We start from the raw sequence: 24,467 nt of genomic DNA on the forward strand, positions 1-24,467 counted from the left end.
TTCGTGGCCTCGGCGGGCTCTGTGAATGTCAGTGGCAGCCAGTAAACTGGAAGCAGTGTTCGAGGGTGTCGCCGGGAGGTCCGGACGGTGCCCTGACCGCGACAGGAGGATGCCTGTGCCCGCTGCCGCACTGAAGCCGCTGCCCACCCAGTCCACGTCCAAGAGGGCGGTCCTGCTGGACCTGCCGTACGACCCGGTGGAGAAGCGTCCGCTGCCGCCGGGGCGTCCCCGCGAGTGGTACGTCACGCACAACCGGCGCTTGAAGGCGATGCGCCTCGCCATCGCTCTGCTTGATTCCGGGGTGTACGTGCCCCATCAGGCCCGCAACGAGACGATACGCAGCGCCGCCGAGCTCATCGGTGTCCATCCGCCGTCGGACACCACGTGCCACATGGTGCGGGCGCTGATGCGGTACTCGCGTTGACGCATCGGTGCCGGGTGCCCCGCCGAAGGGCGGGGCACCCGGCACCAGGGTGCGCGGCGAGAAGACCTCAGGGTGACGCCAACTCCCGTTCCAGCGGCGTGCGGAAGCGGGGAGTGATCCGGGCGGGGCCGACCCAGGAGTGGAGTCGGGACGCCTCCGCCGTGATGGCCGCCAGGGCTTCCTTGCCGACCCCGTCGGAGTCCAGCACCCGCCACACGATCTCCCCGTCAGGGCGTTGCGCCCAGCCCCCGACCACCCGCCCGTCCCACCACACCGTCGGCCCCACGTTCCCGCTGCGGTCGAACAACGCATCCCGCATCGAGGGTGCCAGGAACCAGTCCCGGTCCTGCCAGCCCATGGCCGTCGGGTCGAGGCCGGGCAGCAGTGCGGCCCAGGGCCCGGCGGGCTCCGCGACCGGATCGGCGTCGTCGGCCGCGACGTACCCCGTCACCCCGTCGTCGAGCGACACGGCCACCGCCCCCACGGCGGTCAGCGCGCGCCGTACGTCCGTGACCTTCCACCCCGTCCACCACTTCAGGTCGGCCTCCGTGGCGGGCCCGCACGCCGTCAGCCACCGCCGCAGCAGCTCCGACTGGGCCTCGGCGGTCGGGAGTTCGGGATGCGGGGGCGCGACCGCCCATCGGAACTGGGTCGACGTCCACGACCCGAGCGGACGCCCCCGCACGACCCGCCCCTCGGCGCCGAGCACCCGCATCAGCCGTGACGACACGGTCTGCGGGCTCTCGTAGCTCTTGCCGGCGCCGTACGTGAACTGCTCCCTCAACCGCGGTTCGTCCTCGGTGAGTTCGTTCACCGTGGCCTGCCCGCGCCGGGCCAGCGCGGCGAGCGCGGACGCCTCCACCTCCGCGAGCCACTCCGGGGTCAGCCGCCCACCGCTGCCGCTCACCATGTTCTTCACCAGCCCGGCACGGGCCTTCGCGGCGATGGCGAGCCCCGTCGACGCGTGCACCACGGCGGCCAGCTCCGTCGGGAAGACGAACACCGTGTGCCGCATGCCGTGCATCCGCACCAGCGTCCGGTCCTCGTAGAGTGCCCGCTCGACCTCCGCCACGGTCTTCCCGGGCTCGGCGAGCCGCGCGCCCACCGCCAGGTACACCGTCGCCGGATCGGTTCCGTGCAACGCGACCAGCGACGCGGCGACGTCCTCGGGACCGGCCGCCCGCGCCGCCCCCGCGAGTCGCTGGCGCAGCCCCAGCCGGGCCCGCCGCTCCGCCACCCCGACGTACCGCTGCTTCCCGCTCACGCCACCTCTCCCACCTCAGTCCGCCCCGCCCGCTCCGTCACCCGATCGCCGTACCCGGCATGCGCACCACCCACCCCACCACATTGACTGACACGACCAGGGAAGGGCGGTATCGGCGGCAGAGGCAGGAACCCGATGGCGAAACAAGATCGGCAACACCCGGACCTCACCCCATGACCACCCCTGCCGACCGGGCCGCCCAGGGAAGGGCCGCCCGCAAACGCGTCCCCCGCTCCGAGCACGCGACCTGGATCCCCGCCGCCGACCGCCCCGACCCCGTCGCCGTACTGGAACGGCAGGGCAGGGACCGCCTCCCGGAGCTGCTGCCGATCCGGTACGGGCGGATGGGCGCGTCCCCGTTCGCCTTCCTGCGCGGAGCCGCCGCCGTCATGGCCGCGGACCTCGCCGCGCAGCCGCACACGGGCCTGACGGTGCAGCTCTGCGGCGACGCGCATCTCCTCAACTTCGGCCTGTACGCCTCCCCGGAACGCACGCTCCTCTTCGACCTCAACGACTTCGACGAGACACATCCGGGCCCGTTCGAGTGGGACGTCAAACGGCTCGCGGCCAGCGTCGCGGTGGCGGCGCGCGAGAACGGGCACGCCGAGACGCGGGTCCACCACGCGGCACTGGCGGCGGCGGCCGCGTACCGCACGAGCATGCGAAGGCTGGCCGCGCAGGGCGAACTGGCCGTCTGGTACGAGCGCATGGACGCCGACAGCCTGCTCCCGCTGGTCCGCGCCGGCCGCCACCGCCGACGCGTCGAGTCGACGCTCACCCGCGCCCGCCGCCGCACCAGCCTGCACGCGCTGGGCAAACTCACCGAGACCGTCGACGGCCGGCGCCGCATCGTCCGCGACCCGCCCCTGCTGGAACCGGCCGGAGCCCCCGACATGGCGGCGCTGCGCAAGATCTTCAGCGACTACCGCTCCACCCTCTCCGAGGAGCGCCGGCTGCTCCTGGACCGCTACCGCTTCGTGGACGCCGCCCGCAAGGTCGTCGGCGTCGGCAGCGTCGGCACCCGCTGTTTCATCGTGCTGCTCACCGGACGGGACGCGGACGACCCGCTGTTCCTGCAGATCAAGGAAGCGGGCAGATCCGTACTCGAGGAACATCTTCCGAGCGGCCCGTACGTCCATCCAGGGCATCGCGTCGTCGCAGGTCAGCGCCTGTTGCAGGCGGCGAGTGACATCTTCCTCGGGTGGATGACCGGGCCGCAGGGCCGGGCGTACTACTGGCGTCAGCTGCGCGACATGAAGGGCTCGGTGGACGTCGCGGGTATGACCCCCGACCGCCTTGTCCAGTACGCCCGGCTGTGCGGCACCGCCCTGGCCCGCGCGCACGCCCGCTCCGGCGACCGCATCGCCGTGGCCGCGTACCTGGGCGGTGCCGACACCTTCGAGCGCGCCCTCGCGGACTTCGCGCTGCGCTACGCCGACCGGAACGCCGCCGACCACGCGGCACTGGGCGCGGCGGTGGCGGCGGGCGTGGTGACGGCGGCGCCCGGCCTGTGAGCGGCTGGGGGAAGAGCCGACCTTCGTGAACCCCGTGGGCGGCGCTACGCTCTGTACATGAGCGCTGAAGCGTCCGACCCGGAGCAGCGGGAACAGTACGCGGTGGTGGCGCTCGCCTCCTCCGCAGGCGGCATCCGCGCACTGATCGAGGTGCTCGGCGCGCTCGACGCCGACCTCCCGGTGCCGGTGCTCGTCGTCCAGCACCTCGATCCGCGCCACAGCACGGTTCTCGCCGAGATCCTCGCCCGCCGCAGCCCGCTCAAGGTGAAGCTCGCGCAGGCCGGTGAACACGCCGGTCCGGGCACCGTCTACATCGCCCCGCCCAACCGCCACCTCCTGGTGGGCGCGGACGGCGTGCTGACCCTGTCCGACAGCGAACTCGTCCACTTCGTACGTCCCTCGGCCGACCTCCTCTTCGAGTCCGTCGCGGGCGCCTTCGGAGCACGTGCCATCGCCTGTGTCCTGACCGGCTCCGGCAGTGACGGATCGATGGGCGTGGACGCCGTGAAGTCGCGCGGCGGCACCGTCATCGTGCAGGACCCGGCGACGGCGGAGTTCAAGGGCATGCCGGAGGCAGCCGTGGGGACGCGGGCAGCGGACTTCGTGCTACCTCTGGACGAGATCCCCGCGGTGATCCGCGGACTGGTGGAGACGAAGGAACCATGAGGCGGCGATGAGCGACGCGCAGGAATTCGAGTCGGACGAGGGGCTGGAGGTTCTCCTCGGCTTTCTGCGGGACGCGCGCGGATTCGACTTCACCGGCTACAAGAGGTCCACGCTGGGACGGCGCATCCGTAAACGCATGGCGGAGGTGGGCGCACGCTCGTACGCCGACTACCGAGACCGTCTGGAGACCGACTCCGGCGAGTTCAACACGCTGTTCAACACCATCCTGATCAACGTCACCGCCCTCTTCCGCGACCCCGACGCCTGGACCTTCCTGCAGCGCGAGGTGGTGCCCGAGATCATCGCGCAGCGGGAGCCCGACGAGGAGATCCGGGTGTGGAGCGCGGGCTGCTCCAGCGGCGAGGAGGCGTACTCGCTGGCGATCATGTTCGCGGAGGCGCTCGGCATCGACGAGGCCGTGCACCGCGTCAAGATCTACGGCACGGACGTCGATGAGGAGGCCCTCAAGGAGGCCCGCTCCGGCCTGTACCCGGCCAAGGTCCTCGAAGCGCTCGCCCCGGAACTGCGTGACAAGTACTTCGAGCAGAACGGCAACCGGTTCGGCTTCCGCTCCGATCTGCGCCGCCGGGTCATCTTCGGCCGCCACGACATCACCCGCGACGCCCCGATCTCCCGGCTCGACCTGCTGGTGTGCCGCAACACGCTGATGTACTTCAACGTCGAGGCGCAGACCCAGATCGTCGACCGCTTCCACTTCGCACTGCGTGAGGGCCGCTTCCTCTTCCTCGGCAAGGCCGAGATGCTCCTCAACGACGCCGAGCGGTTCGACGTGGTCAGCATGGGGCAACGGGTCTTCCGGCGGCGGCCCGGCGGCGGCACACCGCCCTACCAGCCGACCACCGTGAAGATCAGAGGCGGCAGCGGAGCCGAACTGCAGACCGCGGCCCGCGCCCGGCAGCTGCGCGACCTGATCCTCGACGCGGTACCCAGCCCCACGGTCTCCGTCGACGCCGAGGGGCTCGTCATCCTCGTCAACAGCGCCGCCCGGGTCCAGTTCGGCCTCACCAACAACGACGTGGGCCGGCCCTTCCAGGACCTGGAGATCTCCTACCGGCCCGTGGAACTGCGCTCGCTGATCGAGCAGGCCACGCACGAGCGCCGCACCCTGCGCATCAACGGCGCCGAACGGCGCGTCGGCGAGGAGACCCAGTTCCTCGACGTCCTCATCCAGCCACTCGTCGGCGCCAACAGTCTGGCCGCCGCCACCAGCATCACGTTCACCGACGTCACCGTCCCGACCAACCTCAAGGCCGAGGTCAAGCGGGTGGGGGAGGACCTGGAGACGGCGTACGAGGAACTCCAGTCGACGAACGAGGAGTTGGAAACCACCAACGAGGAACTCCAGTCGACCAATGAGGAGTTGGAAACCACCAACGAGGAACTCCAGTCAACCAACGAAGAGCTGGAGACCACCAACGAGGAACTCCAGTCGACCAACGAGGAACTGGAGACGATGAACGACGAGATGCGGGTCCGCACCGAGGAGTTGGAGGAGACCCGCGCCTTCCTGGAGGGCGTCCTGGCCAGCGTCGGTGCCGGGGTCGTCGTCCTCGACCGGGAGCTGAGGGTCAAGAGCTGGAACCGCGGTGCCGTGGACCTGTGGGGCCTGCGCCCCGACGAGGTCGTCGACCAGCCCTTCTTCGGTCTGGACTTCGGTCTGCCGACCGAGCCACTGCGCGAGATGGTGCAGAAGTGCCTCGACACCGGCAAACGTGGTGCTCCCCTGTATCTGGCGGCGGTCACCCGGCTGGGCAAGACCGTCACATGCGCGGTGCTCTGCAGTCCCTTCGACGGTCACAACGGCGGGGTCGTCCTGCTGATGGAACAGAGCCGGAACCAGGGTTCCGGCTGACCCCGCGGGCGTACGATGCGGGCATGTACTCCGAGCGGGGTTCGTCGGACGTGGCGTCGGAAGTCCGACGGCGCGCCGCCCACGCACGTGAGCGCGCCGAACGCGAGCTGATCGCGGCCGCCCGCCAGGAAAGGCTGGCGGAGCGCACCGGACTGGCCCTGCACGAACGGCTCGCTCTGCTCCACCGCAGGTCGGCGAGGTGCCACAGCACCGCCGCCGAACTCCAGGAGTCGTACGCCCTGATGCTGGCACGCGGGGAGGACGGGCACGGAGCACCGCCCCGCTTCATGACCGGTGTCGCCGAGGCCTGCGGCACGAGCAGCGCGGCCCTCACCCTGGTCGGTGCCGACGACAGTCAGCTCGCGGTGGCCGCGTCCGACGAACCCGCGCGCGCCGCCCAGGAGCTGGAGTTCGTCCTGGGGGAGGGCCCGGCCAGGGACGCGGCGGCCCACTGCGCCATGGTGAGGGCGACCGGCGCGCGGTTGCGGGAGCGCTGGCCCGGCTATGCGGCGGCGCTCGTCGAGCTGGGGATCACCAAGGTGGTGGCCGTGCCGCTGCGGCTGCCGCAGCGGCAGAACTGCGTCGGCTCCCTGACCGTCTTCGACCCGAGGCCCTGCCCCACCCGCACCTTCGTCGATGTCGCCGACGCGCTCACCCGCGATGTACTCCTCGGCCCGCACGCCACTCCGGACCTGTACGGCGGAACGGACCACCATGCCGTCGTGCACCAGGCGGCGGGCGTGCTCTCCGTCCAGGCGGGGTGCCCGGTCCCGGACGCCCTGGAACTCATCAAGGCACGTGCCTTCAGCGCCGGCGAACCCGTCCACGAGGTGGCGGAGCGCATCGTGCGCCACGAGCTGCGTCTCGACTGACACTCGGTGCCGCCCACGCTCCGAGATAAGGGATCTTGATCCCGCTATCGGCGTTTCCCCGGGCGCCGGGAAGAGAGAAACCGAGTGACAGGGACCCGAACGTCTCAGAGCGGCAGAGATCCGAAAGGAGCGGGAACTTCATGACCACGCCCATGCACCAGCAGAGGCTGGCGCACGCGTTCGTCGAACTCGCCGGAAGCGCTGTCACCGATCCGAGCGCGCTGCTCGCGACGCTTGCCTCCTTCGGTCCACGACTGCTGGACAGCTGCGCGGCGACCGTGCTCTACATCTCGGACGAGCGAACCGGTCCGCAACTGACCGGAACCGACGAGGAGTTGGTACGCCTGGAGCGAGAGGCCACGGAGTGGGGCGAGGGGCCCGGGCGCGATGCCTGCCGCACCGGGCGACCGGTGCAGAGCAGTGCCCTCGGTGACGCCCGCGCCCAGCACGACTGGCCGCGCTACGCACCCAGAGCTCTGGACCTCGGCTACCGGCGGGTCGCCGCCCTTCCGCTCTCCGACGGCGCACAGGCGAACGAGACGCCGGGCGCGCTGATACTGCTCTTCGCCGCCGACGCCCCGCTGCCCGCCGACGTCCTGGCCCTGGCGCAGTCGCTCACCGACGCCACCGGATTCGCCCTGGCGCGCAACCGCGAACTCCGCGAGAGCCAGGCCCTCGCCGACCAGTTGGGGCAGGCCCTGACCAGCCGGGTCGTCATCGAACAGGCCAAGGGTGTGCTGGCCGCGAGCCTCTCGCTCTCCATGGACGAGGCCTTCGCCGTACTGCGCGGCCATGCCCGCTCGCACCAGCGACGCCTGCCGGACCTGGCACGGGAGGTGGTCGCGGGACGGCTGAGCCCGGAGATCTTCAACCCGTCCGGCGATCGAGCGCGACAGCTACGGCAAGGGTAGGGCGGAGGGGGCGAAAGAAGCCGTTACGGCAACCCCGCCCCCTCCTCCTCGACCTCTTCGAGAGTCTCGCTCACGGCCTCCCCGATCCCCGTGAGCACCGCGTCCACGAACCGCCTCCGGTCCTCGGCGTGATCGTGGAACCAGAGGCCCAACATGTGCTCCGCGCCCGGCAGGTCGAGCCGGGTGAAGCGGGCGCGGAGGGTGAGCGCGTGCGCCACGGCCGCGGTCACGGCGGGCGGGATGATGGCGTCGGTGCCCGGTACGGCGAGCACCGCGTGGCCCTCGTACGCACGCAGTACGTCAAGTGCGGGAGCCTTGCGCCAACTGTCCGGCGTACGGATGATCTCACTGAACCGCCCGTCGCCGTCACCGAATTCGACCGACCAGGCCTCCGCCCCGTACACGGCGGGCGCGCACAGCCCGAGTGCCGCCACGCGCTGCCCGTAGTGTCCGGCGAGGTCCGCCACGGTCTGGCCGCTCATGCTGAACCCGACCGGAATCAGCGGTGCACCGGCCGGGACCCGTGCGTCGATGACGGCGACGGCCTGCTCGAACCGCCTGCGCAGGCTCAACTCGCCCAGCGCGCCCGAGCTTTCGCCGTGCCCCGAGAAGTCGAAGGCGATGCCCCGGCAGCCGCGGGCGACGAAGTCCTGAAGCAGTGGGATCAGCCGTTCCTTGCTGCCGATGCCCGCGCCGTGCAGCAGCACGACGGTGGCCGCCCGGCCACCGTCGTCACCGCCGCTGTCCACCCCTCTGAGTAGTTCACCGTCGTGGACGTGCGCGAAGGAGAAGAGCTCACTCATACCCCTATTCACTCATGCCGCACCCGCCGTGCCCGCCGCGCGGAGCAGCGGTGCCCCGGGAAGGGGTGCCGCCCGGGGAAAACCAGGTGCGCCCGTTCGGGCCCCGTCCCTACGCTGAAGGAACGTTCCGGAGCTGCCCAGCACCGCTTTCCGCCGGACAGGCATCAGTTGGCGGTCCCGGGGCTACTCTCTACGCACCGATGGCCGTCGCCCCACCCCCAGCGCCCCGTCGGCACATCATCGACACCGACCATCCACGCTCCCAAGGAGTCCCGTCATGGGCACCTTGATCATTTCCGCGACCGTGATCCTCGTCCTCTTAGGGTTCAACAACCACGTCCTCTGGCTCGCGGCGGCCGCCCTGCTCTTCCTCTACACCCGCTACGGCCGCACCGGGGGAAGCAGCACGGCGGCGCCCTCGTCGGGCGGCGGAGGCATGTCGGGCTCGGGCTCGGGCTCGGGCCAGGCGATGCCCTCCAGCTACCGCGCGTACCGCGACCGCCGCGACCGGCAGGCCAGGTGGGAGCGCCGCTACCGCCGCGAGCGTCCCATGGAAGCCCGCCGCCAGGAGCGCAAGAACTAGGGCAGGCCGGAGCGCTTCACAGCCCCGGCGCGCCCCAGATGGGGAACCAGCGGCTCAGGTCCTGCTCGATCCGCAGGTCGTCGGCGAGCGCCGCCTTGACCTGCAGTTCGAGCGCGTTGTCCCGCCGCTGGTTCCCACCGGGCACCGGGGCGAAGGGGTAGAACGTGCCGCGCTTGTAGAGATAGACCAGCCCGAGCCGCTGCTCGCCGGCGGCGGCCGGGCCGGTCTCGAAGCCCGCCACCGAGCAGAGCAGCTGCGGCCCGAAGCCGCTGCCCTCCAGCGCGCTGTTGACCGCGTGCAGATCGCTGACCAGGGCGGGCAGGTCATCGGGCGCCCTGCGCGAGACCAGCCACGAGTACCCGTACTCGTCCCGGGCGACCTCCACCGGCGGCCCGGTCCGTCCGGCGTCCGCGTCGAGCAGCGCCTGCACCTCCCGGTGCGCCTCGGCGAAGGCCTGGCCCTCGACGCTCGCGAAGCACACCGCGCCCGTCCCCGTCGGCGTGAACCCGGCGGCGGCCTCCAGCGTCACCGCGGCCGACGGCAGCCCGAAGAGCCGGTCGAGGTCGGGCTGGGCGGGGCGGGTGCGGCCGAGCAGGATGTCCAGGAACCCCATGCTCAGCCGGCCTTCCCGGGCGCCGCCGCCTCGCCCAACTCGGCGGAGATGTGGGCGAGTTGATCGAGCCGCTGCTCCAGGCTCGGGTGGGTTGAGAAGAGCCGCTCGATGCCGGGCGTGCTGCCCAGCGCGGGTGTGAAGTAGAAGGCGTTGAAGGCCTGGGCCGTACGCAGGTCCTTCGTCGGGATCCGCGCGATGTCCCCGGTGACCTTGGTCAGCGCGGACGCCAGCGCCGAGGGCCGCCCGGTGAGCAGGGCCGCGGCCCGGTCCGCGGCCAGCTCGCGATACCGGGACAGCGCCCGGATCAGCAGGAAGCTGAGCGCGTACACGGCGGCCGAGACCGCCATCACGGCCATGAAGATCGCCATCGTGTTCTGGTCCTTGCGGCCCCGCCCGCCGAACAGCTGCGAGTAGAACGCGAACCGCACGATCAGTCCCGCGATCACCCCGAGGAACGACGCCACCGTGATCACGGCGACGTCCTTGTGCGCCACGTGCGACAGCTCGTGCGCGAGCACACCCTCCAGCTCGTCGGGCTCCAGCCGGCGCAGCAGCCCGGTGGTCACGCACAGCACCGCGTGATCGGCGTTGCGTCCGGTCGCGAACGCGTTCGGCATGTCCACGTCGGAGACGGCGACGAGCGGCTTCGGCATGTCGGCGACGGCACACAGCCGGTCGACGACACCGTGCAGCTGCTCGTACTCCTCCCGCTCCACGACCCGCCCGTGCATCGCGTACAGCGCGATCCGGTCCGAGAACCAGTACTGCCCGCCGAGGAACACCGCCGCGATCACCACGACCAGCACCCAGGACTTCAGCATCACGATCAACGCGGCGACGAAGGCCACGTACAGCAATCCGAGCAGGAACAGCGTGACCGTCATACGCGCGGTCAATCGCGGATCGCTCCGGAACCGGCTCTGCATCTGCACCACCCCGCGGTATCGCTCCGCAATCAGGCACTCGTCCCGATGTCCAGTGTGCACCTGCGCTCTCCCATGAACAGGCCCCGATCGACCCTAGGTGGAGCAAAAGGTCCCTGTGAGAAAGCTTGGAAAGCCTTGCCCGGAGCCTTCGGAAGAAATGCGGCGGGGCCGCCATCCGTGAGGATGGCGGCCCCGGCGAGGCGTGCGGGTCGGCTCACACGTCGAAGTACAGCTCGAACTCGTGCGGGTGCGGACGCAGCTGGAGCGGCGCGATCTCGTTGGTGCGCTTGTAGTCGATCCACGTCTCGATCAGGTCGGACGTGAAGACGTTGCCCGCGAGCAGGAACTCGTGGTCGCGCTCCAGCGAGTCGAGGACGGCCGGGAGCGAGGTCGGGACCTGGGCGACGCCCGCGTGCTCCTCGGGAGCCAGCTCGTAGAGGTCCTTGTCGATCGGCTCGGCCGGCTCGATCTTGTTCTTGATGCCGTCCAGGCCGGCCATCATCAGCGCCGAGAAGGCGAGGTAGGGGTTGCCGGAGGAGTCGGGCGCGCGGAACTCGACGCGCTTGGCCTTCGGGTTCGAGCCGGTGATCGGGATACGCATCGCCGCGGAGCGGTTGCGCTGCGAGTACACCAGGTTGACCGGGGCCTCGAAGCCGGGGACCAGACGGTGGTACGAGTTCACCGTCGGGTTGGTGAACGCGAGCAGCGACGGGGCGTGCTTGAGGATGCCGCCGATGTAGAAGCGGGCCATGTCCGACAGGCCCGCGTAACCGGCCTCGTCGTAGAACAGCGGGTCGCCGTTGGCCCACAGCGACTGGTGGACGTGCATGCCCGAGCCGTTGTCACCGAAGATCGGCTTCGGCATGAAGGTCGCGGTCTTGCCGTTGCGCCAGGCCACGTTCTTCACGATGTACTTGAAGAGCTGGAGGTCGTCGGCCGCGGCGAGCAGCGTGTTGAACTTGTAGTTGATCTCGGCCTGGCCGGCGGTGCCCACCTCGTGGTGCTGGCGCTCGACCTGGAGGCCGGACTTGGCCAGCTCCAGGGAGATCTCCGCACGCAGGTCGGCGAAGTGGTCGACCGGCGGGGTCGGGAAGTAGCCGCCCTTGTAGCGGACCTTGTAGCCGCGGTTGTCCTCGATCGCACCGGTGTTCCAGGCGCCGGCCTCGGAGTCGATGTGGTAGAAGGACTCGTTCTCGCGGGTCGCGAAGCGCACGCTGTCGAACACGTAGAACTCGGCCTCGGGGCCGAAGTACGCGGTGTCGGCGATGCCGGTCGACGCGAGGTAGGCCTCGGCCTTCTTCGCCACGTTGCGCGGGTCACGGGAGTACTGCTCGCCCGTGATCGGGTCGTGGATGAAGAAGTTGATGTTGACCGTCTTGTCGCGGCGGAAGGGGTCGACGCGCGCGGTGGACAGGTCGGCGCGGAGCGCCATGTCGGACTCGTGGATGGCCTGGAAGCCGCGGATCGAGGAGCCGTCGAAGGCCAGCTCCTCGGCCGGGTCGAAGGCCTCCGCCGGGATGGTGAAGTGCTGCATCACACCCGGCAGGTCGCAGAACCGGACGTCGACGAACTTGACGTCCTCGTCCGCGATGAACTTCTTGGCCTCGTCGGCGTTCTGGAACATCCAGCTCCTCCTACTCCCGCCCACAGTGGACCGGGGTGGTAGTTCGTTCGTGCGGCCAGTGCGGTGGCACACGCTGGACCCGACCATAGGGACGGGGGATTTCTCAAGCGTGACCCATTTGTTTCGCCCAAGTTAACCGGCTCGGGTTCCACACTAGTCCTCGCACACCCCGGCGGCTCGGGTGCATATACGGGCGCAGTACCGTGGACGGGTGGACAACAGGCAAGCAATCGGATCGTGGCTCTCCGGACCCCGCGCCGCCGCGGAGGACGCCGGAGTCGACTTCGGCTACCGGGGCGAGCAGCTCGGTCTGCCGGAGCAGGGGCCGGGCTCGATCGCCCGCCCGGGACGGCGCCTCGGTGCCCTCGTCGTCGACTGGGGCCTGTGCGTGCTGATTGCATCCCAGCTCATCACCCACGGCTACGACCAGACGGCCTCCAACTGGGCCCTGCTCATCTTCTTCGTCCTCGGCGTGCTCACCGTCGGCACGGTCGGCTTCACCCCGGGCAAGCGCCTCTTCGGCCTGCGGGTCGTCCCGGAGGGCGGCGGCCGGCTGAACCCGCTGCGCGCCCTGCTGCGCACCGTCCTGCTGTGCGTCGCCATCCCGGCCCTGATCTGGGACCGCGACGGCCGCGGCCTGCACGACCGCCTCGCCCGCACGATCGAGGTCCGGATCTGACTTTTCGCCTGCGACGGACTTTCTGTCTGCGACGGACTTTCTGTCTACGACGAAGGGGGCGCCCGGAGAGTGATCTCCGGGCGCCCCCTTTCTCGTAGGAGGGGAATCAGCGAGCCTTCGGGCCGCCGCGCGGCATCCGCATGCCCTTGGGCATCGGACCCTTCGGCAGCGGCATGTTGCTCATCAGGTCGCCCATCGCGCGCAGCCGGTCGTTGGTCGCGGTGACCTGCGGGCCGGCCAGGACACGGGGGAGCTTCAGCATCGTCGTGCGGAGCTTCTTGAGGTCCACCTGGCCCTCGCCCGAGCCGACGAGGATGTCGTGCACCGGCACGTCCGAGACGATCCGCGCCATCTTCTTCTTCTCCGCGGCCAGCAGGCCCTTCACCCGGTTCGGGTTGCCCTCGGCCACCAGCACGATGCCCGCCTTGCCGACGGCTCGGTGCACCACGTCCTGGCTGCGGTTCATCGCGACGGCCGGGGTCGTCGTCCAGCCTCGGCCGATGTTGTCGAGCACCGCCGCGGCGGCGCCCGGCTGGCCCTCCATCTGCCCGAAGGCGGCGCGCTCGGCCCTGCGTCCGAAGACGATCGCCGTCGCGAGGAAGGCGAGCAGAAGGCCGAGAATGCCCAGATAGACCGGGTGACCGATCAGGAAGCCGATCGCGAGGAAGACACCGAGGGTGACGATCGCGACAGCCCCGAGTGCAAGACCGATCTTGGTGTCGGCCTTGCGGGTCATCTTGTACGTGAGAGCGATCTGCTTGAGTCGCCCGGGGTTCGAGGCGTCCGCCGCGGTTTCCTTCTTCGCCATGCGAGGAAGTCTACGTGGCCCCACAAGCGCCGACGACGGCAGTGCCCGGGACGGCCCTCCCGGAAGGGGACCGGCTACGAATGCGCCGAGACGGCTTCCACCACGCGCTGAGCCTCGACCCGGTCCTTGGCCCGGCGGCGGTCCTCCAGGACGGACGTCCAGGCATTGCGGCGGGCGGTGCGCTGGCCACTGCTCATGAGCAGTGACTCGACGGCACGGAGTGCATCGGTGAACGACGGGATGGCTGTGGCGCGTACGGGCGCGGCCTGCATGATGGTGGTCCCCCCTCGGGATCCGGCGGCTCTGGCTATGGGTGTACGTGGCGTAAGACCAGGGTCACTGATTGGTGTTACCAGGGCGTGACCGACCGGTCAAACACCAATGAAGCCTTGATGCGGAGAGTCCAAACCCTGACGCGGCCCTGACACCCTCCCCATCTGCGAGGACGACCGAAACCGGGCTGAACGAGCCAGTGTTGAGGGGGAGTTGCTTGTGCGCCGATTCACACTCGGGCGGTGGCACTCAGTGCCACCGCCCGTGATCGTGCTTCAGGTGTACGACGCTTCGCAGCGCCTGCGATACGACGCCTCAGACCGCCTGCGACGCGATGTACGCGCCACGCTTCTCGATGGCCATTTGGTAGAGCCGGCCCGCGCGGTAGGAGGAGCGGACCAGCGGCCCGGACATCACGCCGGAGTAGCCAATCTGCTCGGCCTCCTCCTTCAGCTCCACGAACTCGGCCGGCTTCACCCAGCGCTCCACAGGGTGGTGGCGCGGGGTGGGCCGCAGGTACTGCGTGATCGTGATGAGCTCGCAGCCGGCGCCGTGCAGGTCCCGCAGCGCCTGGCTGATCTCCTCGCGCTCCTCGCCCATGCCCAGGATCAGGTTGGACTTCGTCACCAGTCCGGCCTCGCGGGCCTTGGTGATGACCTCGAGCGAACGCTCGTAGCGGAAGCCGGGGCGGATCCGCTTGAAGATGCGCGGCACGGTCTCGACGTTGTGCCCGAGGACCTCGGGGCGCGAGGAGAAGACCTCGGCCAGCTGGTCGGGCTCGGCGTTGAAGTCGGGGATGAGGAGCTCGACCTTGGTGTAGCCCTCTGCGCGCTCCGCCGTCATCGCGTGGATCTGGCGGACCGTCTCCGCGTACAGCCAGGCGCCGCCGTCCTCCAGGTCGTCACGCGCGACACCGGTGATCGTCGCGTAGTTCAGGTCCATCGTGACGACGGACTCACCCACGCGGCGGGGCTCGTCGCGGTCCAGCGCCTCGGGCTTGCCGGTGTCGATCTGGCAGAAGTCGCAGCGCCGGGTGCACTGGTCGCCACCGATGAGGAAGGTGGCCTCGCGGTCTTCCCAGCACTCGTAGATGTTGGGACAGCCCGCCTCCTGGCAGACCGTGTGCAGGCCCTCGCTCTTCACGAGGCTCTGCATCTTCGTGTACTCGGGACCCATTTTCGCCCGGGTCTTGATCCACTCGGGCTTGCGCTCGATGGGGGTCTGGGCGTTCCTGACCTCCAGGCGCAGCATCTTGCGTCCGTCGGGTGCGACTGCGGACACATCGGCTCCCTGTAACTTCGATTCGTCGGCGTACACCAGGGTACGCCCGTGCTGTTTCCGACCCTGCGTCTGGGCAACCTTCGGCTCCGGGGGTGCATTCCCCGCGCGCCGGAGGTCAGGCAGAGGCGCGCTCGATCTCGCGCGGCTTGAGATCCGCGTGCTCCAGGATGTCCCGCAGGTGCTTCTCGGCGACCGGCAGGACCTCGCCGATCGTGACGTCACGGCCCAGCTCGCCCGAGAGGGACGTCACACCCGCGTCGCGGATGCCGCACGGGATGATGCGGTCGAACCAGGCGTTGTCCGGGTTCACGTTCAGCGCGAAGCCGTGCATGGTGACGCCCTTGGCGACCCGGATGCCGATCGCGGCGATCTTGCGGTCCTCGCGGCGCTGGCCCGCGTTGGAGGGCGCGTACTCCGGGCCGTTCATCCGCGGGTCGAACTCGTCGTCCGTCAGCCGCGGGTCGAAGTCGAGGGAGAGTCCGCCCAGGGACGGCCGCTGCTCCACCGGATCCCCGAGCACCCACACCCCGCTGCGGCCCTCGACCCGCGAGGTCTCCAGGCCGAACTCCGCACACGTACGGATAAGAGCCTCTTCGAGACGCCGTACATGTGCTACGACGTCCACCGGACGCGGCAGCTTCTGGATCGGGTAGCCCACCAGCTGGCCCGGGCCGTGCCAGGTGATCTTGCCGCCGCGGTCCACGTCGATCACCGGCGTGCCGTCGAGCGGGCGTTCGTTGTCCGCGGTGCGACGGCCCGCCGTGTAGACCGGCGGGTGCTCCAGGAGCAGACAGGTGTCGGGCACCTCGTCCAGGAACCGGGCGGCGTGCACCCGGCGCTGCTCGTCCCACGCCTCCTGGTACTCCACGGCCTCGGCACCGAATCCCATGCGGACGAACCGCAGCTCACTCACGGCAAGCGCCTCCCTTGAAGCTTCCTCACGCACACGGCAGGCACGCGGTGCCTGCGTCAGGCACGTAACGCGCCCAAGCCACTGTACGTCCGGCCGATTCCCGTCAGCCCCGCGGCCAATCCTCACACGATCGGATGAATGAACGTCGAAATGTGCGATCGCCTGCTTACGCTCCGCTACATTCGCGCCGTTCACGAGGCCATAAGGGCTGCTCACTAGGCAATCCGGGCACCCACACGTGCCTGGAAGGCAGGAGACCGCACCGCAGATGACGGAACGACCCGCGCAGCGCACGCCCAACCGTCAGCTCGCCGCGCTCATCGCAGAAGCGGGGTTCTCCAACGCAGGTCTCGCCCGACGCGTGGACCAGCTCGGCCTGGAACACGGCCTGGATCTCAGATACGACAAGACCTCGGTCACCCGGTGGCTGCGCGGACAGCAGCCGAGAGGGACGACGCCCGCGCTCATCGCCGAGGTCTTCACCCGCAGACTCGGCCGTCGGCTCACCGCACTCGACCTCGGGCTCGACGCGTGCGCACCCGTGTACGCCGGGCTGGAGTTCGCCGCCACCCCCGAGGAAGCCGTCGACATCGTCAGCGGCCTGTGGCGCAAGGACTCCGGCAGCCACGCCGAACTCCGCAAGATCGCCTTCACCCCGGCCGGGCTCGTCGTGCCCAGCCGGGACTGGCTCATCGGGCGCGCCGACGACCGCGTCAGCCGCGGCGACCCGGCAACCGTGCGCGTCCCCCCGCAGGGCCGGCCCGCTGTGCCCCGGCAGCGGCACCAGACCGAGCGCGGCCCCGGACAGAAGGTCACCGGCGGCGACATCGCCGCGCTGCGCTCGGTGGGCGAGCTGTTCCGCACCCTCGACAACGCCTACGGCGGCGGCCACGCCCGCCAGGCACTCGTCCGCTACCTGGAGCACGAGGCCGAGCCGATGCTGCGCGGCACCTACGGCGAGCAGACCGGACGGCGGCTGTTCGCCGCCGCCGCCGACCTCACCCGGCTGGCCGGCTGGACCTCGTACGACATCGCCGCGCACGGGCTCGCCCAGCGGTACTACGTCCAGGCACTGCGGCTCTCCCAGGCCGCCGGCGACCGGGCATACGGCTCGTACGTCCTCGTCACGATGAGCCGCCAGGCCGTCTACCTCGGCCACGGCCGCGAGGCCGTGCAACTCGCCCGCGTCGCCCAGCAGGGCGTCGGATCGGCCGTACCACCCGTCGTACAGGCCCTGTTGCACGCGGCGGAGGCACGCGGGCACGGCGTCCTCGGGGAGGTGCGGGCCTGCACGGCGTCGTTGGTACGCGCCGAACGGGCCCTGGAGACCTCCCGGACCGGCGACGACATCCCGTACTGGGCCCGGTTCTTCGACGAGGCCCAGCTCGCCGACGACTTCGGGCACTGCCACCGGGACCTCCAGCAGTACCGGGCCGCCGCCCAGCACGCCGAGCGCTCCCTCCAGCTGCGCGCGCCCGCCTACGCGCGCAGCCGGCTCTTCTGCCGGGTCGTCCTCGCCTCGGCCCGGCTCGGGCTCGGCGAACTCGACCAGGCCTGCCAGCTGGGGGCGGAGGCAGCCGCCCAGGCGGCGGAGATGCGGTCGGTGCGGGCGATCGAGTACGTACGGGACTTCGAGCGGCGGCTCGAGCCCTACCGTGACGCCGCGCCGGTACGGGGGTACCGGGACCGGGTGGCGGCGCTCGGCTGACGCGGCCCGCACTGCGTTTCAGGCGGCCGCTTCGAGGACTTCCTCCAGGAGCGCCGGGTGCGCGCCCACGTCCGTGAGCAGGGCGTGGGCGGCCCTGCGGCCCGAGTGCAGCGCGCCCTGCACGGTGCTCGTGTCGCGGTGGTCGCCGCAGACGTACAGCCCGGCCAGGAGCCGTACCGGACGCCGCAGATCGTGCGGTGGCGGCATCGCGGGCACCGCCTCCGGGTCGTGGTGCACCGCGAGGAGCTCCCAGCGCTTGGTCGACGTCCCGTACAGGCGGGCCAGTTGGGTGCGCACCGCCGTGTCCAGGTGGGCTGCGGCCGGGGGAGTGCCGAGCACCGTCGAGGAGATCAGCACCCGGCCCGCGGGCGCGCGCGTCGGGTCGACCTGGCTCACCACCGCGGTGTGCGCCACCGGTCCGCCGCGGTCGGCGTCCAGGAGCAACGCCGGGTCGGTCAGCGGGGGTTCGTCCGTGGTGTGGTGCAGCACCGTCACCGGGTGGAAGGCCGGTACGCGCAGGCCCGGCAGGAGGCGGGCGGCGGCGCGGGCTCCGGTCGCCAGCAGCAGGGCCCGGCAGGTGAGTTCGCCGTGGTCCCTGGTGGTGACAGTGGTGGTGGATACGGCGGTGACCTGGACGCCCGTGTGGACCGTGCCCGGCGGGAGCGCCGCGGCGAGCAGTTCCGGAAGCGCGTCCGCGCCGCCCTCCGGCAGACAGAGACGGCCCGTCGCGAAGGCGTGCAGGGCCAGGTCCGCGCAGCGGCTCGATGTGCGTAGCTCCGGGTCGCAGAGCAGCGCGGCCAGGAGCGGGCGCAGGAAGCCGTCGACGGTGCGGGGCGGGAGGCCGCGGTGCGTCAGTGCCTCGGCGGCGGGCAGGTCCGGGCGGGTCAGGAGGCGGCGTGGCGGGGTGGCGGCGAGACGGGTCAGGGCCGCGCCCAGGCGGGCACGGTCCCCGGGGCCGCCGAGGGGGCCCGGAGCCTGGCCGGGGCCGCTGTGGGGCGGGGCAGGCGGGGGGCGCTTGCGAGGGCGCGTGCGGCGGTGAATGCGCCCCTTGTGCTCCGGGAGCTCGGAGTGTGCCTGGGCGCCGGGGGCTCGGGGGAGGGGTGGGGGCGGCGGCGTGGTGGTGGCGGCCGTCGCTGTGCAGCAGGACCCCCGGGGAGAACGGGCGCAGGGCCAGGGCGTCCAGGCCCGGGGTGCAGCGGAGTTCGGGGTACGAGGTGAAGAGCAGCTGGCCTATCCGGTCGAGCCGGAAGCCGTCCACTTTCTCCGTCGACATACGGCCCCCCACGTGTGGGGACGCCTCCAGGACCGTGACCCTCAGGCCTGCCCTGGTCAGATGGTGCGCGGCCGAGAGTCCGGCGACTCCGGCCCCTACGACGACGACGTCCACGTCGTGCGAGACCTCGCCGATCTCGCCGTGGCCCGTGTGCTCCATGTGCTTCGCGTGGTCCGCCTGGCGTGCGGGCTCTAGCACGTGCCCCTCCTCGAGGTTGCGCGGCCGGTGGAGACGTCATGCCCCCAACAGACTTCCGGAATACCCGAGTTCGGAATGAGGGTAGGTGCGGGGGGAGCTGTGCGGGGGGATGGCATGGGCGCATGCGGGGGCATGGCGGGGCGCCCATCGCAGTGGGGTGTGTGGTGGGTCGGGGCCGTGCCGGTACGTCTTGCCCGTCGCCGCGTGGGCGTACTGCCCGGGGGTTGTATACGGCGGGACTTTGCGGGCGGTCTGCTACGCGACGGGCAGAGACGTACCGGCACGGCCCCTTGCGCCGGATCGCGGCTGCGGGTGCGTGGTCCGTCCTCCCTGCGGGCAATCGTGCCGCTGGGGCGGCACGGGTGGGCGCAGGCGGCGCCTCGTCAGCGCCGGGTTGCGCGACCCACCCCCGGCCAGCACCCGCGCCGGGTGACCGTGCAAAGCAAGGGGGCCCCGGGGTTTGCCCACCCACCCCGGGGGCCGGACTCACGCCGGGTAAGTGGACGTATGGCTCAGCGCAGAGCTGATCGCAGGGCGGCGTCGATGGTGGGAAACGCGAAGGTGAAGCCGGAGGAGAGGAGACGCGTGGGGAGGACGCGTTGGCTGCCGAGGATGTCGCCCGCCATCTCGCCGAGCGCGAGCCGCAGCGCCGGAGCGGGCGTGGCGAAGAACGTGGGCCGGTGCAGCACGCGCCCCATCGCCTCCGTGATCTCACGGTTCGTCAGCGGGTCCGGCGCGGTGAGATTGACCGGCCCGGAGAGGGAGTCCGTGTCGAGGACGTGCCGGATCGCGGCCACCTCGTCGTGCAACGCGATGAAGCTCCAGTACTGCCCGCCGTCCCCCATCCGCCCTCCGAGCCCCGCCTTGAAGAGGGGGAACAGTTTGCCCCAGGCCCCGCCCTTGCGGGCCACCACCAGCCCGGTACGGACGAACACGGTCCGGACCCCGGCCTCCCGCACGGGATCCGCCGCCCCCTCCCACTCCACGCACAGGGAGGGAAGGAACCCGTCCCCGGCGGGCGTCGTCTCGTCCACGGCGCGCCCGCCCGTGTCGCCGTAGAACCCGATCGCGCTTCCGTTGACGAAGACCCGCGGCCCCTCGTCGAGGGACGCCACCGCCTTGGCCAGCGTCGCCGTGCCGAGCACCCGGCTGCACCGGATCCGCTCCTTGTACGCATCCGTCCAGCGCCGCGAAGCGACCCCCGCCCCCGCGAAGTTCAGCACCGCCGCGGCCCCGGCGAGCGCCCCCGCGTCGATCCGGCCCGCCTCAGGGTCCCACTGGATCTCGTCCTGCCCGCGCGGAGCCCGGCGGACGAGCCGGACCACCTCGTACCCGTCCGCGGTGAGGGAGCGCCTCACCGCGGAACCGATCATGCCGGACGCACCGGCGATCACCACACGGGAACCAGGAGCCATCGGGGCATCGTTCATGGGGCCATCCTGCCCGGCAGCGGGTCAAGGGGACATCAGGAGGCGGCAGCCGGGGGAAATCAGGGGTCGGGGAGGAGGGAAAAACGGCAGACGGCGTCCGCCGCCGCCGTCCTACAGTGACCTCCATGCCCGTACCTCACATACGCACCGCCACCCTCGACGACGAGGACGTCCTCGGCCGCCTCGACCGTGCCAACTGGTCTCCGCTGCACGCCGTCCAGCCGCGCCCCGAGCCGCCGTACGAATCCTTCTACAACGAGCGGTTCGGGCCGCAGGACCATCTGGTCGCCGAGATCGACGGCGAACTCGTCGGCTACATCAAGCTCGGCTACCCCACCTCGCTCGCCTGCAACACCCACGTCCGGCAGATCCAGGGCCTCGTCGTCGCCGACGCGGCGCGCGGCACCGGCGTCGGGCGGGCGCTCCTGCGCGCCGTGCAGGAGCGGGCCCGCCGGCTGGGGGCGCGCCGGATCACGCTGCGCGTCCTCGGACACAACGCCCCGGCCCGCAAGCTCTACGAGTCGGAGGGCTTCGTCGTGGAGGGGATCCTGCCCGAGGAGTTCCTCCTGGAGGGGGAGTACGTGGACGACGTACTCATGGGGCGTTTCCTGTGAGGTGGCACGGGGTGCCGTCGTTCATGAGGTGACCAGGTCGCCCGTGTCCACCGGCGTCGTCGCCGTCGCCGCGCGCCCGGCGTCGCCCGCGACCTCGTCCGCCGTCAGCACGTACCCCGTCTCGTCGTCCGACGTCGAGCGGGCGAAGACCACGCCGTACACCCGGCCCGTGGTGGTCAGCAGCGGTCCGCCCGAGTTGCCCGGGCGGACCGTGGAGCGGATGGAGTAGATCTCGCGGGTGACGGTGTCCGAGCTGTAGATGTTCTGGCCCCTCGCGTGGATCCGGTTCGCGACCGTGGCCGCCTGGAGGTCGAGGCCGCCGTCCTGCGGGTAGCCCGCCACGACCGCCGAGTCGCCGCGCGAGGCACCGTCGTCGAAGCGGAGCACGGGCGCCCGCAGCTCCGGCACGTACAGCACCGCGACGTCCTTGTCCGGGTCGAAGAGCACCACCTTCGCGTCGTACGCCCGGCCCACCCCGCCCACCCGTACGTTCGGCTCGTCGATGCCCGCCACCACATGGGCGTTGGTGATCACATGCTGCGCCGCGTAGACGAAACCGCTGCCCTCGCGCCCCTGGTTCCCGGCGACGCCCTCGACCTTGACCGTGCTCAGTTTGGCGGCGTTCGTCGCGCTCGCCGTGACGCTGTCCCCGGAGGGCTTGGCCACGCCCGCCGTCGGCTCGTTCTCGAACGGGTTGAAGACCTGCGGGAAGCCCGCCTCCGTGAGCGCCGAGGTCGCCCGCGAGAACCAGGTAGGGGTCGTGTCCGGCATCGTCTTCTGTACGGCGCCCAGCAGCGCCGAGTTGCGGATCGACTGCGTGACCACGGCGGACGACGACGCGCCCAGCACGCTCGCCGCCACCCAGGCCACCAGCAGCACCGCGAGCGTGTTCGCCGCGGCCCCGCCCACCCCGTCCGCGACCCGCAGCGGCCCGCGCTCCAGCTCGCGGCGCAGCCGCAGCGCGAGCCGGCCCATCAGCTCGTGCCCGACCACCGCCGGCACCAGCACCGTCAGCACCGCGGTCAGCGTCGCCGTCGGTGTCCCCGCCTCCACCAGGTCCATCACCCACGGCAGCACCCATACACCGATGGCGGCACCGCCCACGAAACCGGCCAGCGAGACACAGCCCGCGACCAGGCCGCGCCGGTATCCGGACGCCGCGTAGGCGAGGATCACCAGCAACAGCAGGATGTCGAGCACGTCCACGGAGCCGCCTTTCTCTGGGGCCCCTTAGTACGCGCGGGGCGGGCCCAGTGATCAGCCGTGCGCGCGCGATGCCGGAAAACCGGGCACGCACGCCTGGACCTGTAAAAACGTCCCGGACCAGGACGATGGTTCCACCAGGTGGCACACCACACATCGCGAGGCGGACGGATCGGGGTCAGGGTGGGCTCATGCGTGTGTTCCGGAGAGCGCGGGGGCCACGAGTACGGCGAGCCGCGCGGCCACGAATACCCGGTGCCGCCCGGCTGCGGCGCGCGGTACGTCTGCCGGTCGCGGCGGACGTGCCCTCGCTGAGGGCGCGTGAGCGGCTGTCGAGGGTGCGTGCCCGATGCGCGGGGCGTGTGCCGCGGGGCGTGCTGATGGTGCTCGCCGTCCTGCCCGGGCTCGCCGCCGTTCTCGCGCTCGTCCTCTGCTCGGCCGGGGTGGACCGTACGGGGGCCCACCCCGGCCGGACCCCGGTCGCCGCCCGGCCCGCCGTGGCGCACTCCGCCCCCCGGCCCGTCATCGTGCCCCGATCGCGCTGGCTGGACGCGAGCGTGCCGGGGAACCCCCCGCCCGCCCGCTACGACGACCGTGTCGTCGCCGTCTTCATCCACCACACCGACTCGCCCAACGGATACGACTGCGCCGACGCGCCCCGCATCATCCGCTACCTCTACTCCGGTCAGATCGGCGCCCGGCACTGGGACGACATCGGCTACAACTTCCTCGTCGACCGCTGCGGCACCATCTACGAGGGCCGCGCGGGCGGCGTCGACCGGCCCGTCACCGGCGCCCACACCCAGGGCTTCAACCACCGCACCGCCGGCATCGCCGCCATCGGCACCTTCACCGCGGGAACGTCCGTGCCGCAGGCGATGGTCGACGCGATCGCCGCCCTCGCCGCGTGGAAGCTGGGCCTCTCCGGCGTCGACCCGCGCGCCAGCGTCCGCCTCGTCTCCAGCAACAACCTCAGCCGGTACGCGGCCGGCACCGCCGCGGAGCTGCCCACCCTCGCCGGCCACAACGCGGGCTTCATGACCAGCTGCCCCGGAGCCGCCCTGACCGCCAAACTCCCCGAGATCCGGGAGACCGCCGCCCGCCTCCAGAGCCGCCAGTCATTCGGGCCTCGGGAGCACCCACAGACAGCCCATAGTCAGCTCAAGGGGCCTTGAGATCCCCGCTCCCTAGCTTTGTCTGCGTACAGCCGACTGGAGGTGGGGAACATGAGCAGCAGCCGTACGAACACCAGGAACACCACGAACACCACGAAGACCTCGAAGGCCACTGATCGCTGGGCCGACGTCCTGCGCAGCCCGTGGACCGTGGCGTGCGCGGTGGTGAGCGTCGTCATCGGCCCGGCCGCCGTCACGGCATCCGCGCTGGACCGGGCGAACGCGGCCCCGCTCCACCACGCGCACGCCTACGAGACGGCAGCGCCCCGTACGGTGCCGCCGTACGTCACCGCGAGTTCTTGAACCGCTCCCACAGCTTGGGATAGCGCTCCATGAGGGCCGACTCGTTCTCGAAGTCGACCGGGGTGCCCTCCGGCTCGGGGGCCGCGGGCGGAATGCCCAGGTCGGGGGCGACGACCCCGGTGAGCTGCTCGTACGCCTCGTCCGCCGCGTACCCCAGCTCCTCGCCGTCGCCGTCGAGGTCCTCGTCGAAGTCGTCCAGGAGATCGGCGAGCGAGTCCGGGTCGTGCAGCGCGCCCTCGAAGACCTCGCGGCCCTGGCCGATCAGCCAGCACCGGAAGAAGTCGAAGGCGTCGTCGCTCGCACCGTCGAGCAACACCCAGGCCGCGCCCCACAGATCCCAGCGGTACGCGCGGTTGTAGCGGGACTCGAAGTGCCGGGCGAAGTCGAGGACCGAGTCCGGGTCCAGGCGGGTGAGCCGCTCGATGAGCAGGTCGGCGTGCTCCTCGGGGTCGCCCTCGGCGCCCTCGCGGGTCGTGTCCACCAGCTCCCAGAACTCCGTCTCGTCCATCACGGGTCAAGCATCGGGCCTGGACGGG

The 24,467-nt window shown here is 71.2% G+C and carries 24 protein-coding genes and 1 pseudogene; 12 read left to right on the forward strand and 13 right to left on the reverse strand.

Annotated features, from left to right (window positions below; genetic code table 11):
* Positions 1-115 precede the first annotated feature (115 nt).
* Positions 116-424: a hypothetical protein gene (locus tag AB5J56_RS32095; RefSeq protein WP_369237673.1), complete on the forward strand. Its 309-nt coding sequence runs from the start codon at positions 116-118 to the stop codon at positions 422-424.
* Positions 425-491: 67 nt separating this feature from the next.
* On the opposite strand, the gene AB5J56_RS32100 is transcribed toward AB5J56_RS32095, so the two are convergent.
* Positions 492-1,688 (reverse strand): winged helix DNA-binding domain-containing protein, encoded by a 1,197-nt coding sequence (locus tag AB5J56_RS32100; RefSeq protein ID WP_369237675.1) that lies wholly within the window; start codon positions 1,686-1,688, stop codon positions 492-494.
* Between the two features lie 173 nt (positions 1,689-1,861).
* Between AB5J56_RS32100 and AB5J56_RS32105 the strand changes: the two genes are divergently transcribed.
* The 5 genes from AB5J56_RS32105 (at position 1,862) to AB5J56_RS32125 (ending at position 7,524) form a co-directional block, all read left to right on the forward strand.
* Entirely contained in the window at positions 1,862-3,202 is a 1,341-nt protein-coding gene (locus tag AB5J56_RS32105; protein ID WP_369237677.1) for a DUF2252 domain-containing protein, read from the forward strand.
* A gap of 57 nt (positions 3,203-3,259) precedes the next feature.
* Positions 3,260-3,868, forward strand: coding sequence for a chemotaxis protein CheB (locus AB5J56_RS32110; protein WP_369237679.1), 609 nt, complete (start codon positions 3,260-3,262; stop codon positions 3,866-3,868).
* Between the two features lie 7 nt (positions 3,869-3,875).
* On the forward strand, positions 3,876-5,741 hold the full coding sequence (locus AB5J56_RS32115) for a CheR family methyltransferase (RefSeq protein WP_369237681.1): 1,866 nt from the start codon (positions 3,876-3,878) through the stop codon (positions 5,739-5,741).
* 23 nt (positions 5,742-5,764) lie between these two features.
* Positions 5,765-6,613: an ANTAR domain-containing protein gene (locus AB5J56_RS32120; protein ID WP_369237683.1), complete on the forward strand. Its 849-nt coding sequence runs from the start codon at positions 5,765-5,767 to the stop codon at positions 6,611-6,613.
* Between the two features lie 140 nt (positions 6,614-6,753).
* Positions 6,754-7,524, forward strand: coding sequence for an ANTAR domain-containing protein (locus AB5J56_RS32125; RefSeq protein WP_369237685.1), 771 nt, complete (start codon positions 6,754-6,756; stop codon positions 7,522-7,524).
* Between the two features lie 23 nt (positions 7,525-7,547).
* Here the strand turns inward: AB5J56_RS32125 and AB5J56_RS32130 are convergent, their stop codons facing one another.
* Entirely contained in the window at positions 7,548-8,327 is a 780-nt protein-coding gene (locus AB5J56_RS32130; RefSeq protein ID WP_369237687.1) for an alpha/beta hydrolase, read from the reverse strand.
* Between the two features lie 277 nt (positions 8,328-8,604).
* Here AB5J56_RS32130 and AB5J56_RS32135 point away from each other — a divergent pair, with 277 nt between their 5' ends.
* Positions 8,605-8,910: a hypothetical protein gene (locus AB5J56_RS32135; protein ID WP_369237689.1), complete on the forward strand. Its 306-nt coding sequence runs from the start codon at positions 8,605-8,607 to the stop codon at positions 8,908-8,910.
* 16 nt (positions 8,911-8,926) lie between these two features.
* Here the strand turns inward: AB5J56_RS32135 and AB5J56_RS32140 are convergent, their stop codons facing one another.
* The 3 genes from AB5J56_RS32140 to glnA all read right to left on the reverse strand — a co-directional run bounded on the left by AB5J56_RS32140 (position 8,927) and on the right by glnA (position 12,073).
* Positions 8,927-9,523, reverse strand: coding sequence for a hypothetical protein (locus tag AB5J56_RS32140; RefSeq protein WP_369237691.1), 597 nt, complete (start codon positions 9,521-9,523; stop codon positions 8,927-8,929).
* Positions 9,524-9,525: 2 nt separating this feature from the next.
* Positions 9,526-10,449, reverse strand: a complete 924-nt coding sequence (gene htpX / locus AB5J56_RS32145) for a zinc metalloprotease HtpX (RefSeq protein ID WP_369237693.1) — start codon at positions 10,447-10,449, stop codon at positions 9,526-9,528.
* 214 nt (positions 10,450-10,663) lie between these two features.
* A complete protein-coding gene (glnA, locus tag AB5J56_RS32150; RefSeq protein ID WP_369237695.1) occupies positions 10,664-12,073 on the reverse strand; it encodes a type I glutamate--ammonia ligase in 1,410 nt (469 codons plus the stop codon).
* Positions 12,074-12,284: 211 nt separating this feature from the next.
* On the opposite strand from glnA, the gene AB5J56_RS32155 reads away from it, so the two are divergent.
* A complete protein-coding gene (locus tag AB5J56_RS32155; RefSeq protein ID WP_369237697.1) occupies positions 12,285-12,752 on the forward strand; it encodes an RDD family protein in 468 nt (155 codons plus the stop codon).
* A gap of 106 nt (positions 12,753-12,858) precedes the next feature.
* On the opposite strand, the gene AB5J56_RS32160 is transcribed toward AB5J56_RS32155, so the two are convergent.
* The 4 genes from AB5J56_RS32160 to lipB form a co-directional block, all read right to left on the reverse strand.
* Positions 12,859-13,560 carry a DUF4191 domain-containing protein gene (locus AB5J56_RS32160; protein WP_369237699.1) on the reverse strand — a complete coding sequence of 234 codons (702 nt, stop codon included), beginning with the start codon at positions 13,558-13,560 and terminating at the stop codon, positions 12,859-12,861.
* Positions 13,561-13,634: 74 nt separating this feature from the next.
* The gene (locus AB5J56_RS32165) at positions 13,635-13,832 is read right to left on the reverse strand and encodes a hypothetical protein (RefSeq protein WP_369237701.1); all 198 of its coding nucleotides are present in this window, start codon (positions 13,830-13,832) and stop codon (positions 13,635-13,637) included.
* 316 nt (positions 13,833-14,148) lie between these two features.
* Positions 14,149-15,114 (reverse strand): lipoyl synthase, encoded by a 966-nt coding sequence (locus tag AB5J56_RS32170; protein ID WP_369237703.1) that lies wholly within the window; start codon positions 15,112-15,114, stop codon positions 14,149-14,151.
* Between the two features lie 115 nt (positions 15,115-15,229).
* Positions 15,230-16,027: a lipoyl(octanoyl) transferase LipB gene (gene lipB / locus AB5J56_RS32175; protein WP_369237705.1), complete on the reverse strand. Its 798-nt coding sequence runs from the start codon at positions 16,025-16,027 to the stop codon at positions 15,230-15,232.
* Between the two features lie 268 nt (positions 16,028-16,295).
* On the opposite strand from lipB, the gene AB5J56_RS32180 reads away from it, so the two are divergent.
* Positions 16,296-17,735, forward strand: coding sequence for a regulator (locus tag AB5J56_RS32180; protein WP_369237707.1), 1,440 nt, complete (start codon positions 16,296-16,298; stop codon positions 17,733-17,735).
* A gap of 18 nt (positions 17,736-17,753) precedes the next feature.
* On the opposite strand, the pseudogene AB5J56_RS32185 reads toward AB5J56_RS32180, so the two are convergent.
* Together AB5J56_RS32185 and AB5J56_RS32190 are read right to left on the reverse strand one after the other, a co-directional pair.
* Positions 17,754-19,167, reverse strand: a pseudogene (locus AB5J56_RS32185) (NAD(P)/FAD-dependent oxidoreductase).
* Between the two features lie 551 nt (positions 19,168-19,718).
* Positions 19,719-20,636 (reverse strand): TIGR01777 family oxidoreductase, encoded by a 918-nt coding sequence (locus AB5J56_RS32190; protein WP_369237709.1) that lies wholly within the window; start codon positions 20,634-20,636, stop codon positions 19,719-19,721.
* A 125-nt stretch (positions 20,637-20,761) separates the two neighbouring features.
* On the opposite strand from AB5J56_RS32190, the gene AB5J56_RS32195 reads away from it, so the two are divergent.
* Complete coding sequence (locus AB5J56_RS32195; protein WP_369237711.1) at positions 20,762-21,250, forward strand: N-acetyltransferase family protein; 489 nt, start codon at positions 20,762-20,764, stop codon at positions 21,248-21,250.
* Between the two features lie 21 nt (positions 21,251-21,271).
* On the opposite strand, the gene AB5J56_RS32200 is transcribed toward AB5J56_RS32195, so the two are convergent.
* Positions 21,272-22,456, reverse strand: coding sequence for a MarP family serine protease (locus AB5J56_RS32200; RefSeq protein WP_369237713.1), 1,185 nt, complete (start codon positions 22,454-22,456; stop codon positions 21,272-21,274).
* Between the two features lie 377 nt (positions 22,457-22,833).
* Here AB5J56_RS32200 and AB5J56_RS32205 point away from each other — a divergent pair, with 377 nt between their 5' ends.
* Together AB5J56_RS32205 and AB5J56_RS32210 are read left to right on the forward strand one after the other, a co-directional pair.
* On the forward strand, positions 22,834-23,628 hold the full coding sequence (locus AB5J56_RS32205; RefSeq protein ID WP_369237715.1) for a peptidoglycan recognition protein: 795 nt from the start codon (positions 22,834-22,836) through the stop codon (positions 23,626-23,628).
* Between the two features lie 51 nt (positions 23,629-23,679).
* A complete protein-coding gene (locus tag AB5J56_RS32210) occupies positions 23,680-23,931 on the forward strand; it encodes a hypothetical protein (RefSeq protein ID WP_369237717.1) in 252 nt (83 codons plus the stop codon).
* On the opposite strand, the gene AB5J56_RS32215 is transcribed toward AB5J56_RS32210, so the two are convergent.
* Positions 23,915-24,439, reverse strand: a complete 525-nt coding sequence (locus AB5J56_RS32215; protein WP_369242932.1) for a DUF4240 domain-containing protein — start codon at positions 24,437-24,439, stop codon at positions 23,915-23,917. The genes AB5J56_RS32210 and AB5J56_RS32215 overlap by 17 nt on opposite strands.
* Positions 24,440-24,467 lie beyond the last annotated feature (28 nt).

The sequence above is a fragment of the Streptomyces sp. R21 genome, from assembly GCF_041051975.1.
In the GTDB taxonomy this organism is placed as follows: Bacteria; Actinomycetota; Actinomycetes; order Streptomycetales; family Streptomycetaceae; genus Streptomyces.

Excerpts from the sequence above, each read along its gene's own strand:
- AB5J56_RS32130 (WP_369237687.1), bottom strand. The coding sequence starts at position 8,327 with ATGAGTGAGCTCTTCTCCTTCGCGCACGTCCACGACGGTGAACTACTC.
- AB5J56_RS32215 (WP_369242932.1), bottom strand. The coding sequence starts at position 24,439 with ATGGACGAGACGGAGTTCTGGGAGCTGGTGGACACGACCCGCGAGGGC.
- AB5J56_RS32195 (WP_369237711.1), top strand. The coding sequence starts at position 20,762 with ATGCCCGTACCTCACATACGCACCGCCACCCTCGACGACGAGGACGTC.
- glnA (WP_369237695.1), bottom strand. The coding sequence starts at position 12,073 with ATGTTCCAGAACGCCGACGAGGCCAAGAAGTTCATCGCGGACGAGGAC.
- AB5J56_RS32105 (WP_369237677.1), top strand. The coding sequence starts at position 1,862 with ATGACCACCCCTGCCGACCGGGCCGCCCAGGGAAGGGCCGCCCGCAAA.
- AB5J56_RS32135 (WP_369237689.1), top strand. The coding sequence starts at position 8,605 with ATGGGCACCTTGATCATTTCCGCGACCGTGATCCTCGTCCTCTTAGGG.
- AB5J56_RS32180 (WP_369237707.1), top strand. The coding sequence starts at position 16,296 with ATGACGGAACGACCCGCGCAGCGCACGCCCAACCGTCAGCTCGCCGCG.
- AB5J56_RS32160 (WP_369237699.1), bottom strand. The coding sequence starts at position 13,560 with ATGGCGAAGAAGGAAACCGCGGCGGACGCCTCGAACCCCGGGCGACTC.
- AB5J56_RS32190 (WP_369237709.1), bottom strand. The coding sequence starts at position 20,636 with ATGAACGATGCCCCGATGGCTCCTGGTTCCCGTGTGGTGATCGCCGGT.
- htpX (WP_369237693.1), bottom strand. The coding sequence starts at position 10,449 with ATGCAGAGCCGGTTCCGGAGCGATCCGCGATTGACCGCGCGTATGACG.
- AB5J56_RS32205 (WP_369237715.1), top strand. The coding sequence starts at position 22,834 with ATGGTGCTCGCCGTCCTGCCCGGGCTCGCCGCCGTTCTCGCGCTCGTC.
- AB5J56_RS32110 (WP_369237679.1), top strand. The coding sequence starts at position 3,260 with ATGAGCGCTGAAGCGTCCGACCCGGAGCAGCGGGAACAGTACGCGGTG.
- AB5J56_RS32115 (WP_369237681.1), top strand. The coding sequence starts at position 3,876 with ATGAGCGACGCGCAGGAATTCGAGTCGGACGAGGGGCTGGAGGTTCTC.
- AB5J56_RS32140 (WP_369237691.1), bottom strand. The coding sequence starts at position 9,523 with ATGGGGTTCCTGGACATCCTGCTCGGCCGCACCCGCCCCGCCCAGCCC.
- AB5J56_RS32210 (WP_369237717.1), top strand. The coding sequence starts at position 23,680 with ATGAGCAGCAGCCGTACGAACACCAGGAACACCACGAACACCACGAAG.
- AB5J56_RS32120 (WP_369237683.1), top strand. The coding sequence starts at position 5,765 with ATGTACTCCGAGCGGGGTTCGTCGGACGTGGCGTCGGAAGTCCGACGG.
- AB5J56_RS32125 (WP_369237685.1), top strand. The coding sequence starts at position 6,754 with ATGACCACGCCCATGCACCAGCAGAGGCTGGCGCACGCGTTCGTCGAA.
- AB5J56_RS32165 (WP_369237701.1), bottom strand. The coding sequence starts at position 13,832 with ATGCAGGCCGCGCCCGTACGCGCCACAGCCATCCCGTCGTTCACCGAT.